This is a genomic window from Brachybacterium timonense (genome assembly GCF_900258505.1).
GTDB classification, from domain to species: Bacteria; Actinomycetota; Actinomycetes; order Actinomycetales; family Dermabacteraceae; genus Brachybacterium; species Brachybacterium timonense.
The window spans coordinates 2,814,557-2,830,408 of the sequence record NZ_LT984895.1; the positions used below are offsets into that span (position 1 = coordinate 2,814,557).

Consider the following 15,852-nt stretch of genomic DNA (forward strand, 5'->3'; position numbering starts at 1 on the left):
GCGGTGTCACATCAGCGTCGCAGATGCGCGGGGATCTCCTGCGGGGCACGCAGCACTCTCCCGCCTCGGGGAGCCGGCGCGTCGGCATCCTGCGGTGTGGGGGTGAGCTGTGCCCATCCTGGCAGGCCGACGCCAGCGAGCACGGCATCGAGGATGAATGCGGTGAGCCCCCACACCAGCACGTCGTCGGGAAGATCGAAGAGGGGGCCGACGCTGCGACCGTCGAGCAGCCCGCCACCGCGTCGGCCGAGTTCGCTGAGCGAGCCTTCGCCCACGAGCGGCACCCACACCACACGCTCCACCTCAATGGGATCCACCACACTCACCGGCGGCTGCTGCGACGCCCAGGCGAGCACGGGTGTGACCAGACGGCCGCGATGCGGCATCGGCACCGGGGCGAAGGCCCCGAGAACCTGCACCTGCTCGGGGTCAAGCCCGACCTCCTCACGGGCCTCGCGCAGTGCTGTGGCCATCGCATCGGCATCCTGGGGCTCGACCCCGCCGCCGGGCAGCGCGAACTGTCCGGGCTGCGAACGCAGCGTGCGCCCCCGCTCATGCAGGAGCACGCGCGCCTGCACCAGGGACGTGCCGGTGATGAGCACGAGCACGGCACTGTGCCGCATTGACGGCGCATCAACCAGTGCAGCCTCGTCGCGGTGCAGCAGTTCCTGCATGCCATCCGTCGCCGAGCCGTCAGCACGCGCAGCCAGATCGGCAAGGAAGGCCGGCACGGATAGGGCCTGAGGCGCATCCGGCTCCTGGGCTGCGGGGCACAGGTCAGCGAGCACGCAGCGGCCGCACTGCGGCGCACGGGCGGTGCAGACCCGTCGGCCGTGCAGGATCAGTCGCAGCGACAGGTCAGCACCGTCCGTGTACGGCACGGCGCTGTCGGTCGTCTCCCGCTCACGCTGCGCGAGCACGTCCTTTTCGACTCGCTGCGCATCGCGCGAGGACGTCCATCCGAGGCGAGCGGCCAGCCGCATGACATGGGTGTCGACCGCCAGCGCGTCCTGCCCGAACCACACGCCCCGCACCACCAGAGCGGTTTTACGCCCCACCCCGCTGAGCGCCTCGAGCGCCTGCTGGTCCTCGGGGACCTCGCCACTGTGCCGCTCGAGCAGCTGCGCGGCGAGCGAACGGATCCGATGCGCACGGGTGGGACCCATGCCGAGCGGCCGCAGGAGAGCAGCCAGGCCGTCCTCATCGGCGCTGGCGAGCGCGGAGGCATCCGGCCAGCGGGAGAAGAGCTCACCGGTCACCGCGTTCACGCGCTGGTCGGTGGTCTGGGCGGAGAGGACCGTCGCCACCAGCAGTTCGAAGGCGCTACTGTACTCAAGCTCGGTGCGGGCGATCGGATAGGCGGCGGCCAGGCGCGCGGCGACCTGACGCAGCGGCGCGCTCGGGCACCCGGACGCTGGTGCAGCTGCAGTGGTAGGCATCCTCTGACTCCTCCCCTGGGGCTCTCAGGCGCCAGTCGGCGGGACCACACGGGCTCGTCCTCGCCTATACGCCGCCGCGGCGCGATAGTCTGCACTCATCGTGTGATTGCGACCACCGTGTCGGTCGTCGTGTCACCGGCACGCGAAACTGGTCCCGACCGACGGGACCCGAACCCCAGGAGGACCCGTGGACGAGAACATCGTACGGTCAGCGCCGCTGTTCGCGGCCCTTGATGAGGACGGCAAGCAGGCTGTGCTGGCTTCCATGACCCAGGAGGATTTCCACCGCGGCGCGGTGATCTTCCGCGAGGGAGATCCCGGCGATCGGCTATTCATCCTGGGGTCAGGCAAGGTGAAGGTGGGGCACGCCTCGGGCGATGGCCGCGAGAATCTGCTGGCCGTGCTCGGCCCCGGGGAGACGCTCGGTGAGCTGTCGATGTTCGATCCGGGGCCGCGCAACGCAACCGCCACCGCGGTGGCGGAAACCACGCTGTATTCGCTGTCCCAGCAGGACCTCTACCGGGTTCTCGCGCAGCGTCCCGAGGTGGGGCGTCATCTGCTGGCCTCGCTTGCGCGTCGCCTGCGCAAGACCAACGAGTCCCTGGCAGACCTGGTGTTCGCTGACGTCCCCGGGCGCGTGGCGAAGAACCTTCTGGATCTCGCTCAGCGCTTCGGTCGCCAGACCGACGACGGCATCATGGTTGCTCACGGGCTGACCCAGGAGGAGCTCGCGCAGCTGGTGGGCGCTTCCCGTGAGACTGTCAACAAGGCGCTTGCCGACTTCGCCTCCCGCGGCTGGATCCGGCTGGAGGCACGCGCCGTGCTGCTGGTGGACATGGAGCGTCTGCACCGCCGCGCACGCTGAGCACCCTCGCGCAACCGCGCTTTCTGAGGAACGAGCCCGCTCCCCCGCCCCGGGGTGCGGGCTCGTTCATGTGCGGGGGCTGAGGTGGTCGAGCGCCGCACGGATGTTCCAGCGCGCCGCCTTCTCCTTCTCCGGAGGCAGATCCGGCCCGTACACGGCGCGCAGCAGCCTGTCCATCGTGAGGATGCCCGCGGTGCGGGCGCGACGCACCTGCTCCAGACGCTCTTCTCGGTGGGCAATGGCCTCGTCGATCACGGTCAGCGCGTCCAACGGGGAACTGCTCTGCGGGCCGTGGCCGGGATGCAAGCTGCCGATGCGGCCATCAAGTGCCATGGCCCGCAGGATCGCGAGGGACTGGAGGTATTCGGCAAGCACACCACCGTCGTCGGGCACGACCACGGTGGAGGAACCACCCAGCAGGGTGTCACCGGTGAGCATACGGCCGCCCTCAAGCAGCACACCGATCGAGTCACCTGTGTGGCCCGGCAGGTGCACCACATGCCCCACGGTGCCGTGGTCGCTCGTAAGTTCCGATGGCACCGGTCGGGCTCCGTGGACGAGCGCAGGGTCCGCTGCCCACAGCGGTACCTCGCAGCCGCTGCGGGCTGCCAGCTGCCGAGCAAGCGTAGCCGCGCCGGCGGCATGATCGGCGTGGTGGTGGGTTACCAACACACCCATGGGCCGTCCGGGACGCGGCATCGCCAGGAGAACGTCGGCCAGATGCTCGGGATCCCGCGGACCAGGGTCAACGACCCACGCCTGGTCGCCGTCTCGAATCACATAGGTGTTGGTGCCCTCGAGCGTCATCGGGCCGGGGTTCGGAGCCGTCAGCTGGATGAGGTCGACGCTCGGCGCCCCGGGCAGACGAGGAGGCAGCTCATCCATCCGTGCTCACCTTTCTACGAGCGCTCACGGTCACGCGTACGCCCGCACTGTTCAGGCCGCTGCTGCGGCAGCGCCCGCCTCGTGCGGGGCGACCTCGACGGTCAGCTCGAGCTCAACGGGGGCATCCAGCGGCAGCACAGCCACGCCCACGGCGCTGCGCACATGCTCCCCGGCGGCAGCGAATACCTCCCCGAGCAGGTCGCTGGCCCCATTGACCACGGCGGGCTGGCCGGTGAACGCGGGATCCGAGGCGACGTACCCCACCACCTTCACCACCCGCACAATGCGGTCAAGATCGCCGATCACGGACTCGATGGCAGCCAGGGCGTTCAGGCAGCAGATGCGGGCCAGGTCCTGCGCCTGCTCGGCTGTGACGTCGGCGCCCACCTTTCCAGTGCGCGGCAGCGCTCCGTCGACAAGAGGCAGTTGGCCGGACGTGGTCACCTGATTCCCGACCTGCAGGGCCGGGACATAGGAGGCCACGGGCACAGCGACCGAGGGAAGCGTGTGGCCGAGATCGGTCAGACGGGAACGGATGCGGGAGATCGTCATCGCTCAGACCTCCTCGAGAGGCCGCTTGAGGTAGGCGACCAGGGATTCAGGGTTGGGTCCGGGCACAACCTGCACCAGCTCCCAGCCCTCGTCACCGTAGTTGTCGAGGATCTGCTTGGTGGCGTGGATCAGCAGCGGGACGGTCAAATACTCCCAGCGGGTTCGTGTAGTCATGGCACGAGCCTACCGGCGCAACCTCAACCGCCGACGGCCTCGACGCGCACCCGCTCGAGCACGGCACGCCAGTCACGCACGTGAGGGTGGCGCCGCAGCAGTCGCCGGCGTTCACGCTCGGTCATTCCTCCCCACACGCCGAAGTTGATCCGGTTGTCGAGTGCGTCCGCCAGGCATTCGGTGAGCACTGGGCAGTCGGCGCAGGCGCTTTTGGCGGCATGCTGCTCCGACCCCTCGACGAAGAAACCCTCTGGGTCGCCATTCGCGCAGTTCCCTCGTGCGGCCCAACTGCGGTCCTCGGTCCTCGGGATGCTCCCGATCGTCATGGACGTCCCCCTTGTGAATCGTCGTCGATCCGTGCGTTCCGGCCACATGCTAGGAAAGGCGACCGCGACCTGCAACGCGATGACGCGCTTGGGGACAACTGCCAGGCGGTCTCGCCGCGCGGATTCGGTGAAGATATTCGCGGCCGTGGCGCGTTTCATGGAGGACATGGCCTCGACCTCGTACGCTGTCGGCATGTCCCAGACCGCTTCCGGCAGCCCCGCCCACCGCTCGCTGCCTGCCGCCCTCGCGCAGACCGTGTACCTGCTGCTCGGTCTCTTGGCCGTCGCCGGACTCGGCGGCGTGCTTATGGCCGCGTTCTTCCTGCCTGCAGTGTCGGTCACCTCTGCGGCTGCGGAAGATGGAGTCGCCCTGTTCGAGTCGTATCCGGCCGAACTGGACGTCGCTCCCCTGAACGAGGCCAGCCGCATTGAAGCGGCCGACGGTTCACTCCTGGCCACGTTCTACTCCGAGAACCGGATCATGGTGCCGCTGGAGGAGATCTCCCCGCACATGCAGCATGCGGTGATCGCGGTCGAGGACCGACGTTTCTACGAGCACGGCGGTATCGACCCACGCGGCATGCTCCGCGCTCTGGCGAACAACGCGGCGGGCAGCGGTGGCACCCAGGGCGGTTCAACCCTCACCCAGCAGTACGTGAAGAACGCGCTGTTGATGGACGCGGTGCAGCGCGGCGATCAGGAAGACATCAAACGCGCCACCGAGCAGACCTATGGCCGCAAGCTGCGTGAGGCAAAGCTGGCGATCGCGCTGGAGTCGGACCCTGAATGGTCCAAGGAGAGGATTCTCAACTCTTATCTGAACGTGGCTCAGTTCGGCCCGTCGCAGTACGGCGTCGAGACCGGTTCACTCCACTATTTCTCCAAGAGCGCGAAGGACCTCAATCCGGGTGAGGCGGCCCTGCTGGCAGGCATCACCAACGGCCCCAACCAGTACGACCCGGTCAAACACCCTGAGGCGGGGCAGAGGCGCCGCAATGAAGTGCTGGCCGATATGAAGCGCGATAAATACATCACGGAGGAGGAGTACACGAAGTACTCCCAGCAACCCGTCGAGGAGATGCTGAAGATCCAGAATGTGCGCGCCGGCTGCAGCGATGCAGGCGCCGACGGGTTCTTCTGTGACTACGTCACCCGAACTCTGCTGAATGACCCGTCGTTCGCACCGACGTACGACGAGCGCCGCAAGCTGCTGTACGGCGGCGGTCTGACGATCAAAACCACGCTGGACCGCGGCAAGCAGAAGAAGGCGGTCGACATTCTCAACCGGAAGGTTCCCGCCGATTCGGAGAGCGGCTTCGGCCACTCGATCGTCACGGTCGAACCGGGGACCGGCAAGGTGCTGGTGATGGCGCAGAACCGCACCTTCAACCCGCATCAGGAGACGAAGCCAGGCGATACGGCCGTCAACTACAACGTGCCGAAGGCGCTCGGCGGCGGCAATGGTTTCCCCGTCGGCTCGACGTTCAAGCCGTTCGTGTTGCAGAACTGGCTCGAGTCCGGGAAGTCCATCTACGACAGAGTCGGCACAAAGCGTGAGGCAATGCCGTCGTTCCCCGCGAAGTGCCTGCCCCGCGGAGCCTGGCGTGAACGCCCCGGATATAACCCGGACAACGCGGTGTCCGTATCCCTCGCACCGATGGAGACGGTGCTGAACTCCACCAAGTTCTCCGTCAACACGTCGTATGCCAACATGGCGCGGCAGCTCGACCTGTGCGACATCGCCGAAGGCGCGCGGAAGATCGGCGCCGTGCCCGCATCGTTCAACCCGTACTCGGAGAACACGTGGAAGATGCCGATCGAGGAGATGTACAAAACGGAGCTGGCCCCGTCAGTGGTGGTGCTGGGCGAGCTGCGTATCTCTGCACTGGACATGGCCAGCGCTTACGCGACCTACGCCGCGGAGGGCAAGTACTGCAAGCCCACCCCGATCACTGAGGTGATCGATCGCGACGGAAAGCCGCTACCGGTCAAGAGTGAGAACTGCGAGCAGGCCATGAGCAAAGAGGACGCCGACCAGATGGCGTGGGTCCTGCAACAGGATCTTGAGGATCCTCGCGCAACCGGCCGCGGTCGCACCATCCCTGGCCATCCGGCAGGCGGTAAGACCGGGACGTCCGGCCACCAGTTCCACACCTGGTACGTCGGCTTCACTCGTCAGATGTCCACCGCTGTGTGGTTCGGCCACCCGCAGGCGAACATCCGGCCAGGTGGCTGGTCGGTCGACGGCGAGTACCTGCGGTCAGGCCACGTCTGGGGGAACACGGTGTCCCTCCCCACGTGGCAGGAGTACATGACCGCAGCCAGCGAAGGGTTGCCGTCGGAACCGTTCCCCGCCGCACCCTCGACGGATAGGACGCCCCCTGGCGACTCGGTGCAGAAGGGTGTCGTGCCCGACGTCGCCGGAATGGTGCTGTCGGAGGCGCAGGGCGCCCTGACGGCCGCCGGATACAGCCACAAGGTCGAGAAGGTTCCCAGCGACACGGTGGAGAAGCACCGCGTGATCGGCACCGAGCCGGCACCCGGCACGAAACTGCCGGAGGGCCAGTCTGTGGTGATCCGACAGTCGACGGGGCCGTGATGCGTGCACGAACAGCTCTCGCCCTCGGGACGGGTGGCGGCGCCCTGGCTCTCGCGGCCGGAGCCCACATATGGGCGTGGCATGTAGAGATCAACCGGTTCACGCTGCGCGAGGTGGCACTGCCGATCCTGCCGCCGGGCACGCGCACGATACGGGTTCTGCACATCAGCGACATCCACCTGATGCCGGATCAGGAGCGCAAGCTCGCGTTCCTGCGCCACCTGAGTTCACTCAAGCCGCATCTGGTGATCGACACCGGCGACAACATCGCCTCCGCTGCGTCGATCCCACCGCTGCTGGATGCCCTGGACCCGCTGCTGCACCGTCCAGGCGCTTTCGTGATGGGCTCGAACGACATGTTCGAGCCGGTCCCGAAGAACCCGTTGCGCTACCTCCTGCCGGATGCACGTCCAAAGGGGCTCTCCGAGCGCACGGACTTCTCGCTACCTGTGGAGCGTCTGGCTGAGGGCTTGTCCGCTCACGGCTGGAAGAACCTCACGAACACGCGTGCCCGGATTCACCTGGATGGGCTCGAGGTACAGCTCGTGGGCGTGGATGATCCGCATCTGGATCGCGACACCATGCCGCCCCCCGACGGTGCTTCGAGCGCGGTCGGCGGCCCCGCAGTGCTGCGGTTAGGCGTCGCTCATGCGCCATACCAGCGCGTCCTCAACGCCTTCGTGGCCGATGGCAGCGACCTGATCCTCGCGGGTCACACCCATGGCGGCCAGCTGGGCATCCCGGGCGTGGGCGCGATCGTCACGAACTGCGATCTGCCACGCCAGCAGGCCAAGGGACTGTCCGACTGGCGCGGCGTTCCGCTCCATGTGAGCGCGGGCCTGGGAGCAAGCCCCTATTCGAACGTCCGCTTCGCAACCCCGCCGGAGGCGACGCTGCTGACACTGCGCGCTCGCGCGAGGTGACGCTTCGGACGCAGCGTGGTCGCGAGAGGTGACGTTTCAGACGCGATTCCGGCTAACGTGGGCCGGCCTGACGTTGCGCGCTCGCGCGAGGTGACGCTTCGGACGCAGCGTGGTCGCGAGAGGTGACGTTTCAGACGCGATTCCGGCTAACGTGGGCCGGCCTGACGTTGCGCGCTCGCGCGAGGTGACTGCGGGGGCGGTAGCGCTCGCGACGTGTGGCCGCGACGAGAAACCTCCTCGAGGCGACACTGCTCACCGGGTCCGCCCCGGGCCGGCACCCCTTGCGGCGGCGTTGATCACAAGGTCGACCGGGGCACTCGGCTGTCCATGGGGCGGCGCTGATCGCACGGTTGACCGGGGCACCCGGCCGCTCGTGAGGCGACGTTGCTCACGTTACATACCGCAGTGCGGCAACATCGTGGCCGCATGACGGCCAACGCTGGTAGCATCGTCCCTCGGCAACCCGTTCGACCATGCCACGATCGCATGATTGAGCGGTTGCGTCCCTCGGGGTGTGGCGCAGCTTGGTAGCGCGCTTCGTTCGGGACGAAGAGGCCGTGGGTTCAAATCCCGCCACCCCGACCCTGTGTGGTGTCTCAGGACATCGGAATAGCCCGAACCCGCGTTTCGTGGGTTCGGGCTTTCTTCTTTTGTGTCTGGGGTTGGTAGTCGCGGGTGGGGTCGATGGTGAGTTCTCGCAGGATCTCGCCGGTTGCGGCGTTGATGATCTTGATGTCGAGGTCGTGGACCAGGATCAGGACGCGGGTTCGGGCATGGGTTCGGCCGATGCCGATGTGGTGCAGGCAGCCGTTGACGCGGAGGGTGACTTTCCCGCTGGTGTCGATGATGTCGGCACGTACCCTGTCGTGAGGATTCGCGGTGTTTTCGCTGGCCGGGGTGGCTTTGGGTCGGCTGGTGTAGATCGTGGCGGGAACGGCCTGGTGGGGCAGGGAGCGGTGGGGGCGTTCGTGGTTGTAACGGTGGCGGAACGCATCCAGGAGGGTCTGGAGCTCGGTGATGCTGGCCGGTTGGGTCGGTTGAGCGCGTAGCCAGTTCTTCAGGGTCTGTTGGAAGCGTTCGACTTTGCCTTGAGTCTGGGGGTGAGCGCCGCGTCCGTTGATCTGCCGGATCTGCCATTGCGCCAGGAGTGTTTTGAATCGGCCCAGGTTTGATGCCGCTGCTGTTTGAGTCCGAAAGGATGGACAGCATGCCGAAGAAGATCGATCCCCAGCTGCGCGCGAGGTGCGTGCGGCTCGTGCGCGAGCACCAGCAGGAGTACCCCACCCTGACCGCCGCAGTCACCGCAGTCGCCCGGCAGGAAGGCGTCTCTCGCGAGTCCGTGCGGCGCTGGCTCGCGCAGGCCGAGGTCGATGACGGAATCCGCCCAGGCATCATGAGCGAAGAGTCTGCCGAGGTCAAGCGACTGAAGGCCGAGAACAAGCGGCTGCGGGAGGACAACGAGATCCTCCGCCGGGCGTCGATTTTCTTCGCGGGGGAGCTCGACCCCCGAAACCGCTGATCTGCGCGTTCATCGACGAGATGAGAGCCGAAGGGTATGCAGTCGAGTCGATCCTCCGCGTCCTGCGCCAGCAGGGCCTTGCGATCGCTGCACGCACCTACCGGGCCTGGAAGAATCCGGCGCGGATCGCGGCCCGCACCGTCACAGACGCTCTGGTCGAGGATAAGATCCGCGACCTCGCCTGGAGGACCAACCCCGTCACCGGGCTCATCCAGATGACGCCGGAGGGCCTCTACGGGCGGCGGAAGTGGGTCGCGCTGCTCCGCCGTCAGGAAGGCCTGGCCGGCACCTCCCGTGGGGCGGTGGACCGGGCGATGCGCACCCTCGGCCTCGAAGGTATTCGGCGGGCGAAGAAGCTGCGCACCACCATCCCGAACCCTAACGGGAAACGGGCGGGTGACCTGCTCAGTCGCGACTTCACGGCCCCGGCTCCGAACCTGGTCTGGGTCACCGATTTCACGTACGTTCGCACCTGGGCCGGGTTCGTGTACGTCGCGTTCGTCGTCGACGTGTTCGCTCAGCGGATCGTGGGCTGGCACGCGTCCTCGAGCATGCGCACCGATCTCGTCATGACGCCACTGCGGATCGCGCTGTGGCAGCGAGAGCGCGAAGGAAACCAGGTCTCACCAGGCTCTTTGGTGGCGCACAGCGATGCCGGATCGCAGTACACGTCGATCCGGTACACCGAGCACCTCGACCTCGAGGGTATCGCTCCCTCGATCGGGACCGTCGGCGATGCGTTCGATAACGCGCTTATGGAGACGGTCAATGGGCTGTTCAAGACCGAGTGCATCCGCACCACCGTCTTCCACCACGGCCCGTTCCGGACGCTCTCGGACGTCGAGTTCGCGACTGCCGGCTGGGTCGACTGGTACAACAACCGCCGCCTCCACGGCTCCCTGGGGATGCTGACCCCGGTAGAGTCCGAGACGCTCCACTACGAGGCCCTCGCCCGAGAGCCCGAACCCGCAAAGTAGCGGCAGAGAACCTGGGCCGGTTCATTNCCCAGGAGTGAACCGGCCCAGGTTCTCTGCCGCTACTTTGCGGGTTCGGGCTCTCGGGCGAGGGCCTCGTAGTGGAGCGTCTCGGACTCTACCGGGGTCAGCATCCCCAGGGAGCCGTGGAGGCGGCGGTTGTTGTACCAGTCGACCCAGCCGGCAGTCGCGAACTCGACGTCCGAGAGCGTCCGGAACGGGCCGTGGTGGAAGACGGTGGTGCGGATGCACTCGGTCTTGAACAGCCCATTGACCGTCTCCATGAGCGCGTTATCGAACGCATCGCCGACGGTCCCGATCGAGGGAGCGATACCCTCGAGGTCGAGGTGCTCGGTGTACCGGATCGACGTGTACTGCGATCCGGCATCGCTGTGCGCCACCAAAGAGCCTGGTGAGACCTGGTTTCCTTCGCGCTCTCGCTGCCACAGCGCGATCCGCAGTGGCGTCATGACGAGATCGGTGCGCATGCTCGAGGACGCGTGCCAGCCCACGATCCGCTGAGCGAACACGTCGACGACGAACGCGACGTACACGAACCCGGCCCAGGTGCGAACGTACGTGAAATCGGTGACCCAGACCAGGTTCGGAGCCGGGGCCGTGAAGTCGCGACTGAGCAGGTCACCCGCCCGTTTCCCGTTAGGGTTCGGGCTGGTGGTGCGCAGCTTCTTCGCCCGCCGAATACCTTCGAGGCCGAGGGTGCGCATCGCCCGGTCCACCGCCCCACGGGAGGTGCCGGCCCGGCCTTCCTGACGGCCGAACAGCGCGACCCACCTCCGCCGCCCGGAGAGGCCCTCCGGCGTCATCTGGATGAGCCCGGTGACGGGGTTGGTCCTCCAGGCGAGGTCGCGGATCTTATCCTCGACCAGAGCGTCTGTGACGGTGCGGGCCGCGATCCGCGCCGGATTCTTCCAGGCCCGGTAGGTGCGTGCAGCGATCGCAAGGCCCTGCTGGCGCAGGACGCGGAGGATCGACTCGACTGCATACCCTTCGGCTCTCATCTCGTCGATGAACGCGCAGATCAGCGGTTTCGGGGGTCGAGCTCCCCCGCGAAGAAAATCGACGCCCGGCGGAGGATCTCGTTGTCCTCCCGCAGCCGCTTGTTCTCGGCCTTCAGTCGCTTGACCTCGGCAGACTCTTCGCTCATGATGCCTGGGCGGATTCCGTCATCGACCTCGGCCTGCGCGAGCCAGCGCCGCACGGACTCGCGAGAGACGCCTTCCTGCCGGGCGACCGCGGTGACTGCGGCGGTCAAGGTGGGGTACTCCTGCTGGTGCTCGCGCACGAGCCGCACGCACCTCGCGCGCAGCTGGGGATCGATCTTCTTCGGCATGCTGTCCATCCTTTCGGACTCAAACAGCAGCGGCATCAAACCTGGGCCGATTCACAGGTGACCACAGGCGCCCCCACGCGCCACCACCACCCCGCTCCCTGCAGCCGCCGCTGCTCCGTACGCACCCACATCGACAGCGGGTAATCGCCACCCCGCTCCCTGCACGCGCCGCCACCACAGCGCCCCTCTAGCCGCACGCACCGCCTCCGCTTCCTCACCCCCGAGACCCACCGCCGACGCGCGACCGCCGCGGAGCGTCCCACGCCGCCACCATTCACGCGAATAACACCGCTGTAACTAGCACACGTGCCTCACATTGGCGAGAATGACACGGCGGTAGTTCACGCTTGTTGGCAAATTCTTGGCAAAGTCGTGGGCTCGGCGTCGCAAACAACCCTGATATCTCCCTGGGTACTAGCCCTACAGTGGCTGGCGGTGCCGCCTGTATCTGGGGCACCAGCCGGGCGCCGCCTCCCGTCACGCGCTCGGCGCTTCCTCCACTTCCCTGGGTGACGGGCACTTCGACGAGGTCGACCGCGGATCTGCCTTGAATGACCGCGACCGCCGCTCGGCGTGGTGACGGCGACGGAGAAAGCGATACGCCCGATGATCCGTACAGCGCCACGAGGCACGCACCGTGCAGACGGTCCTGCCGTGATCGACTACCGAGGGCTGGCGAAACCCGTCGGCCGCACAGTAGGCGGGGTGGCCGTGCTCGGCGCCGTCGCCGCCGGCACCGCCTTCGACGGAGCCGACTCCGCCCGCGCCCTGACTCCGACCACCACCGGCGCCCATCAAGCCATTGGTGGACAGCCCGCGTCAGCAGCTGGTGCGAAGACTCTGCCGAACGTCAAGCTCCGTCAGGGCGCCCGTGGGGAAGCGGTGCGCAGCCTGCAGGGGCGTCTGAACGATCACGGCCAGTCGCTGCGCGTTGATGGCAAGTTCGGCCCGGCCACGAACCGCGGCGTGCGCTCCTTCCAGTCGAAGAAGGGCCTGCAGGTCGACGGGGTGGTGGGCATCCGCACCCGGACCGCGCTGAACGGCACTGCTGCCAGTGCCAGCAGCTCGGATCGTCCGAAGCTGCGCCGTGGTGACCGCAACGACGCCGTGCGCACCCTGCAGGAGAAGCTGAACGCCGCCGGCGCCAGCCTGAATGTCGACGGCAAGTTCGGCCCCTCCACCAACCGCGCTGTGCGCAGCTTCCAGTCAGCCGCCGGCATCGGCGTTGACGGCGTCGTGGGCCCGCGCACCTGGAAGAAGCTCGACAGTGGCTCCGNCGGCGCCAGCCTGAATGTCGACGGCAAGTTCGGCCCCTCCACCAACCGCGCTGTGCGCAGCTTCCAGTCAGCCGCCGGCATCGGCGTTGACGGCGTCGTGGGCCCGCGCACCTGGAAGAAGCTCGACAGTGGCTCCGTGCGTATCAGCACCGGCGGCGCCTCGCGCGGCACGGACCGCTCCGCACCTCCCGCTTCGTCCTCCTCCATCGATGGCAGCGCCATCGCCAGCGCCGCGCGCAACCAGGTCGGCTCCCCCTACGTGTGGGGCGCTTCCAGCCCGAGCATCGGTTTCGACTGCTCCGGCCTGGTGCACTACGCGTACAACGCCGCTGGCGTCGACGTCCCACGCCGCACCGCAAAGGGCTACACCTTCGGTGGCCGCATCATCTCGAAGTCCGAGGCGCAGCCCGGCGACCTGGTCTCGTTCACCAAGAACAATTACGGTCACATCGGGATTTACTTGGGCGACGGTCGCATCGTCGATGCGTCGGGATCCCGCGGCCGTGTGGTGGAGCGCAGCATCTGGAATTCACCGCACGTGTTCGTCACCTATCGGTGATGACTCCATGAGCCACGGATGGCCTGCTCGACGCTGATGCGTCACTGGGAAGGGGCAGGGCGCCCGTGAATGGGCCCGGTCAGGGATTCGTCCCTGGCCGGGCCTTTGTCGTATGCGGGAGGCCGACGGGGCGTACGTATTAAGGAGGTCGACTGGGTGCGCGGATTCGAGAGGTCGACTGGGTGCGCGGATTCGGAAGGCCGACAGGACGTGCGGATGAAGAGTGTCGGTGTGACGTGGCAGACTGGTCGCATTGTCTGCTCCGCACCCCTCGAAGGAGAGCTTCGGCATGTCCGACCCGATCGCACTCATCCCCCTTCCGCAGTCCGTTGTCTGGTCCGACGGGGTGTGGGAGTCCGCCGACCCGTGGGGGGAGCTGTCCGTCGGCGTATCCGAGGACCTGCCGCGAACCGAGTACACCCTGTCGATCTCGCCCTCCGGTGCGGCGCTGACAGCAGGCAGTGAGGCCGCTCTGGCCGACGGCCGCAACACGTTCGCGCAGATCCTCGCGGGGTCACAGGGCGCGATCCCGGCCGTCACGATCCATGACCACCCCAAGTACGCCTGGCGCGGAATGCATGTCGACGTGGCCCGTCATTTCCTCGAGGTCGCCGAGCTCGAGAAGCTGATTGACGTGATGGCGCTGCATCGCCTGAACGTGCTGCACCTGCACCTGACCGATGATCAGGGCTGGCGTGTGGAGATCAAGGGGTATCCGCGTCTGACGGAGGTGGCCGCCTGGCGCGACCAGACCCTCGTGGGTCATATGCGCGGCGATGAGCAGGACTGGACGTTCGACGGTGTGCGCCACGGCGGCTTCTACACCCAGGAGCAGCTGCGCAGCCTGGTCGAGTACGCCCACAATCGCGGCATCATGATCGTGCCGGAGATCGATCTGCCCGGGCACATGCAGGCCGTGGTCGCCGCCTACCCGGAGTTCGGCAATGTGCCGGGTCGGCAGCTGGGCGTGCGCGAGGTCTGGGGCATTTCCGATCACGTGCTGGGCGTCTCGGACGAGGTGTTCGCCTTCCTGCGTGATGTCCTCACGCAGGTGGCGGACATCTTCCCCGCACCGTTCCTGCACATCGGTGGCGACGAGTGCCCGCGTGTGGAGTGGGAGCAGTCCACCGAGGCCCGCACCCGCATGAACGAGTGGGGTATGACCCGGGTCTCCGAGATCCAGGGCCGTTTCACGTCGTTCGCCACCGAGGTGCTCAAGGAGAAGGGCAAGCGTGTGGTGGCGTGGGACGAGGTGCTGGATTCCCCGTTGCCGGATGACACGGTGATCATGAACTGGCGCCACGGCAATGGCATCAAGGAAGCTACCTCGCGGGGCTTCCAGACCATCATCGCCAATAACGAGCACACCTATTTCGACCACTACCAGGCTGACCCGAAGCAGGAGCCGCTGGCGATCGGTGGGCACACCACCCTGAAGGACGTCTACACCGCCGAGTTCTCCCCCAAGAAGCTGACCGAGCAGGAGGAGTCACTGATCGTCGGCCTGCAGGGTCAGCTGTGGTCGGAGTACATGCCCACCGCGGAGCACATGCAGTACATGGCGTTCCCCCGTATGTGCGCGCTGGCTGAGCGCGCCTGGGGCTCGCCGGAGCAGAGCTTCGAGGAGTTCGAGGAGCGCCTGCGGGAGCACCTGCCGCGCCTGGACGCCTTCGGCGTGCGCTACCGCCCGCTGGACTGACACGGACGTGGCTTCCTCACATCGGGATGCGCACCCGTACGGGCGCTCCGCCGATGATGTCCGTCGGCGCACCGCTCGTGTGCAGCGCACGCGGCGGCTGCGCATCACGCAGCTGGTGGTGTTCTCCGCGTTAGTGATTGCCATCGTGGTGATCGGGGCGTATGCATTGACGGTGTTCCGTGAGCCGTCGGCTGAACCAGGTGTGATTGCTGAGAAGACGTTCAAGCCGAAACCTGGCGAGGTGCAGTGCCCGCCGGACGGCGCGAAACCTGCGTCACCGAAGGATGTCGAGGTGCGGGTGTTCAACGGGACGGGTCGTGACGGCCTGGCTGGTGAGGTCACATCGCAGCTGGCTGAGCGTGGTTACACGATGGCGGAAGCCGGAAACACAGCAAAGGCGGGGGCGCCTATCACCCTGGTGTATGGGCCGACGGGCTACCTGGCAGCGATGTCCGTGGCGGCGCAGTTCGGCGGGCCCGAATCGGTCTCGCTCCAGGTGGATGATCGCGAAGGAACCGGGGTGGACGTGTTGCTCGGTGACGGCTTCCACGAACTCGCAGAAGCCACCGCGGCAACGGCACTGCTCGGTCAGCCGGTGACGGCGCCGAAGGGCTGCGTCTCACCCTGACGTCGGGGCATCCGCCGCGTCCCTGGCGATCGGCGCCGCCTCCATGCCGTGTTCACGGCGCCCGTGTCACCACCTCGTCGCG

The 15,852-nt window shown here is 67.1% G+C and carries 13 protein-coding genes, 1 tRNA gene and 1 pseudogene; 8 read left to right on the forward strand and 7 right to left on the reverse strand.

Annotated elements, in window-relative coordinates; all coding sequences use genetic code 11:
- Positions 1-11 precede the first annotated feature (11 nt).
- Positions 12-1,439 carry an NUDIX domain-containing protein gene (locus tag C8271_RS14230; RefSeq protein WP_245921136.1) on the reverse strand — a complete coding sequence of 476 codons (1,428 nt, stop codon included), beginning with the start codon at positions 1,437-1,439 and terminating at the stop codon, positions 12-14.
- Between the two features lie 187 nt (positions 1,440-1,626).
- Between C8271_RS14230 and C8271_RS12595 the strand changes: the two genes are divergently transcribed.
- A complete protein-coding gene (locus tag C8271_RS12595; RefSeq protein WP_106507584.1) occupies positions 1,627-2,304 on the forward strand; it encodes a Crp/Fnr family transcriptional regulator in 678 nt (225 codons plus the stop codon).
- 66 nt (positions 2,305-2,370) lie between these two features.
- On the opposite strand, the gene C8271_RS12600 is transcribed toward C8271_RS12595, so the two are convergent.
- Genes C8271_RS12600 through C8271_RS12615 form a run of 4 tightly spaced genes read right to left on the reverse strand, consistent with a single transcriptional unit; the run spans position 2,371 to position 4,241 of the window.
- The gene (locus C8271_RS12600) at positions 2,371-3,189 is read right to left on the reverse strand and encodes an MBL fold metallo-hydrolase (RefSeq protein WP_106507585.1); all 819 of its coding nucleotides are present in this window, start codon (positions 3,187-3,189) and stop codon (positions 2,371-2,373) included.
- 51 nt (positions 3,190-3,240) lie between these two features.
- Positions 3,241-3,741: a RidA family protein gene (locus tag C8271_RS12605; RefSeq protein WP_106507586.1), complete on the reverse strand. Its 501-nt coding sequence runs from the start codon at positions 3,739-3,741 to the stop codon at positions 3,241-3,243.
- A 3-nt stretch (positions 3,742-3,744) separates the two neighbouring features.
- Positions 3,745-3,915 carry a Sp36 family protein gene (gene sp36, locus C8271_RS12610; protein WP_106507587.1) on the reverse strand — a complete coding sequence of 57 codons (171 nt, stop codon included), beginning with the start codon at positions 3,913-3,915 and terminating at the stop codon, positions 3,745-3,747.
- 23 nt (positions 3,916-3,938) lie between these two features.
- The gene (locus C8271_RS12615; protein WP_106508070.1) at positions 3,939-4,241 is read right to left on the reverse strand and encodes a WhiB family transcriptional regulator; all 303 of its coding nucleotides are present in this window, start codon (positions 4,239-4,241) and stop codon (positions 3,939-3,941) included.
- Between the two features lie 193 nt (positions 4,242-4,434).
- On the opposite strand from C8271_RS12615, the gene C8271_RS12620 reads away from it, so the two are divergent.
- The 3 genes from C8271_RS12620 (at position 4,435) to C8271_RS12630 (ending at position 8,345) form a co-directional block, all read left to right on the forward strand.
- Positions 4,435-6,840 carry a penicillin-binding protein gene (locus tag C8271_RS12620; RefSeq protein ID WP_106508071.1) on the forward strand — a complete coding sequence of 802 codons (2,406 nt, stop codon included), beginning with the start codon at positions 4,435-4,437 and terminating at the stop codon, positions 6,838-6,840.
- The gene (locus C8271_RS12625; RefSeq protein ID WP_106508072.1) at positions 6,840-7,763 is read left to right on the forward strand and encodes a metallophosphoesterase; all 924 of its coding nucleotides are present in this window, start codon (positions 6,840-6,842) and stop codon (positions 7,761-7,763) included. The genes C8271_RS12620 and C8271_RS12625 overlap by 1 nt, the downstream gene beginning before the upstream one ends.
- Positions 7,764-8,271: 508 nt before the next feature.
- Positions 8,272-8,345: transfer RNA gene (locus C8271_RS12630), tRNA-Pro, on the forward strand.
- 14 nt (positions 8,346-8,359) lie between these two features.
- On the opposite strand, the pseudogene C8271_RS12635 reads toward C8271_RS12630, so the two are convergent.
- Positions 8,360-8,920 (reverse strand): annotated as a pseudogene (locus tag C8271_RS12635) (integrase core domain-containing protein); the annotation flags it as partial.
- A 50-nt stretch (positions 8,921-8,970) separates the two neighbouring features.
- Here C8271_RS12635 and C8271_RS12640 point away from each other — a divergent pair.
- Positions 8,971-10,259, forward strand: a protein-coding gene (locus C8271_RS12640) for an IS3 family transposase (RefSeq protein WP_106508074.1) whose coding sequence is annotated in 2 segments (ribosomal slippage) — positions 8,971-9,244 and positions 9,244-10,259 — 1,290 coding nt in all. Because the reading frame shifts where the segments join, the coding sequence is not laid out codon by codon here.
- 59 nt (positions 10,260-10,318) lie between these two features.
- On the opposite strand, the gene C8271_RS12645 is transcribed toward C8271_RS12640, so the two are convergent.
- Positions 10,319-11,607 (reverse strand): IS3 family transposase gene (locus tag C8271_RS12645; RefSeq protein ID WP_106507588.1). Its coding sequence is split into 2 segments (ribosomal slippage): positions 10,319-11,334 and positions 11,334-11,607, totalling 1,290 coding nucleotides; the frame shifts between segments, so codons are not numbered across the junction.
- A gap of 606 nt (positions 11,608-12,213) precedes the next feature.
- Between C8271_RS12645 and C8271_RS12650 the strand changes: the two genes are divergently transcribed.
- The 3 genes from C8271_RS12650 (at position 12,214) to C8271_RS12660 (ending at position 15,770) form a co-directional block, all read left to right on the forward strand.
- A complete protein-coding gene (locus tag C8271_RS12650) occupies positions 12,214-13,443 on the forward strand; it encodes a C40 family peptidase (protein WP_106507589.1) in 1,230 nt (409 codons plus the stop codon).
- Between the two features lie 289 nt (positions 13,444-13,732).
- Positions 13,733-15,142, forward strand: coding sequence for a beta-N-acetylhexosaminidase (locus tag C8271_RS12655; protein WP_106507590.1), 1,410 nt, complete (start codon positions 13,733-13,735; stop codon positions 15,140-15,142).
- A gap of 7 nt (positions 15,143-15,149) precedes the next feature.
- A complete protein-coding gene (locus C8271_RS12660) occupies positions 15,150-15,770 on the forward strand; it encodes a LytR C-terminal domain-containing protein (RefSeq protein ID WP_106507591.1) in 621 nt (206 codons plus the stop codon).
- Positions 15,771-15,852: the final 82 nt, after the last annotated feature.

Bases quoted from the DNA above. Each gene is read 5' to 3' on its own strand.
- C8271_RS14230 (WP_245921136.1), bottom strand. From the start codon at position 1,439: ATGCCTACCACTGCAGCTGCACCAGCGTCCGGGTGCCCGAGCGCGCCG.
- C8271_RS12620 (WP_106508071.1), top strand. From the start codon at position 4,435: ATGTCCCAGACCGCTTCCGGCAGCCCCGCCCACCGCTCGCTGCCTGCC.
- sp36 (WP_106507587.1), bottom strand. From the start codon at position 3,915: ATGACTACACGAACCCGCTGGGAGTATTTGACCGTCCCGCTGCTGATC.
- C8271_RS12625 (WP_106508072.1), top strand. From the start codon at position 6,840: ATGCGTGCACGAACAGCTCTCGCCCTCGGGACGGGTGGCGGCGCCCTG.
- C8271_RS12655 (WP_106507590.1), top strand. From the start codon at position 13,733: ATGTCCGACCCGATCGCACTCATCCCCCTTCCGCAGTCCGTTGTCTGG.
- C8271_RS12605 (WP_106507586.1), bottom strand. From the start codon at position 3,741: ATGACGATCTCCCGCATCCGTTCCCGTCTGACCGATCTCGGCCACACG.
- C8271_RS12600 (WP_106507585.1), bottom strand. From the start codon at position 3,189: ATGGATGAGCTGCCTCCTCGTCTGCCCGGGGCGCCGAGCGTCGACCTC.
- C8271_RS12615 (WP_106508070.1), bottom strand. From the start codon at position 4,241: ATGACGATCGGGAGCATCCCGAGGACCGAGGACCGCAGTTGGGCCGCA.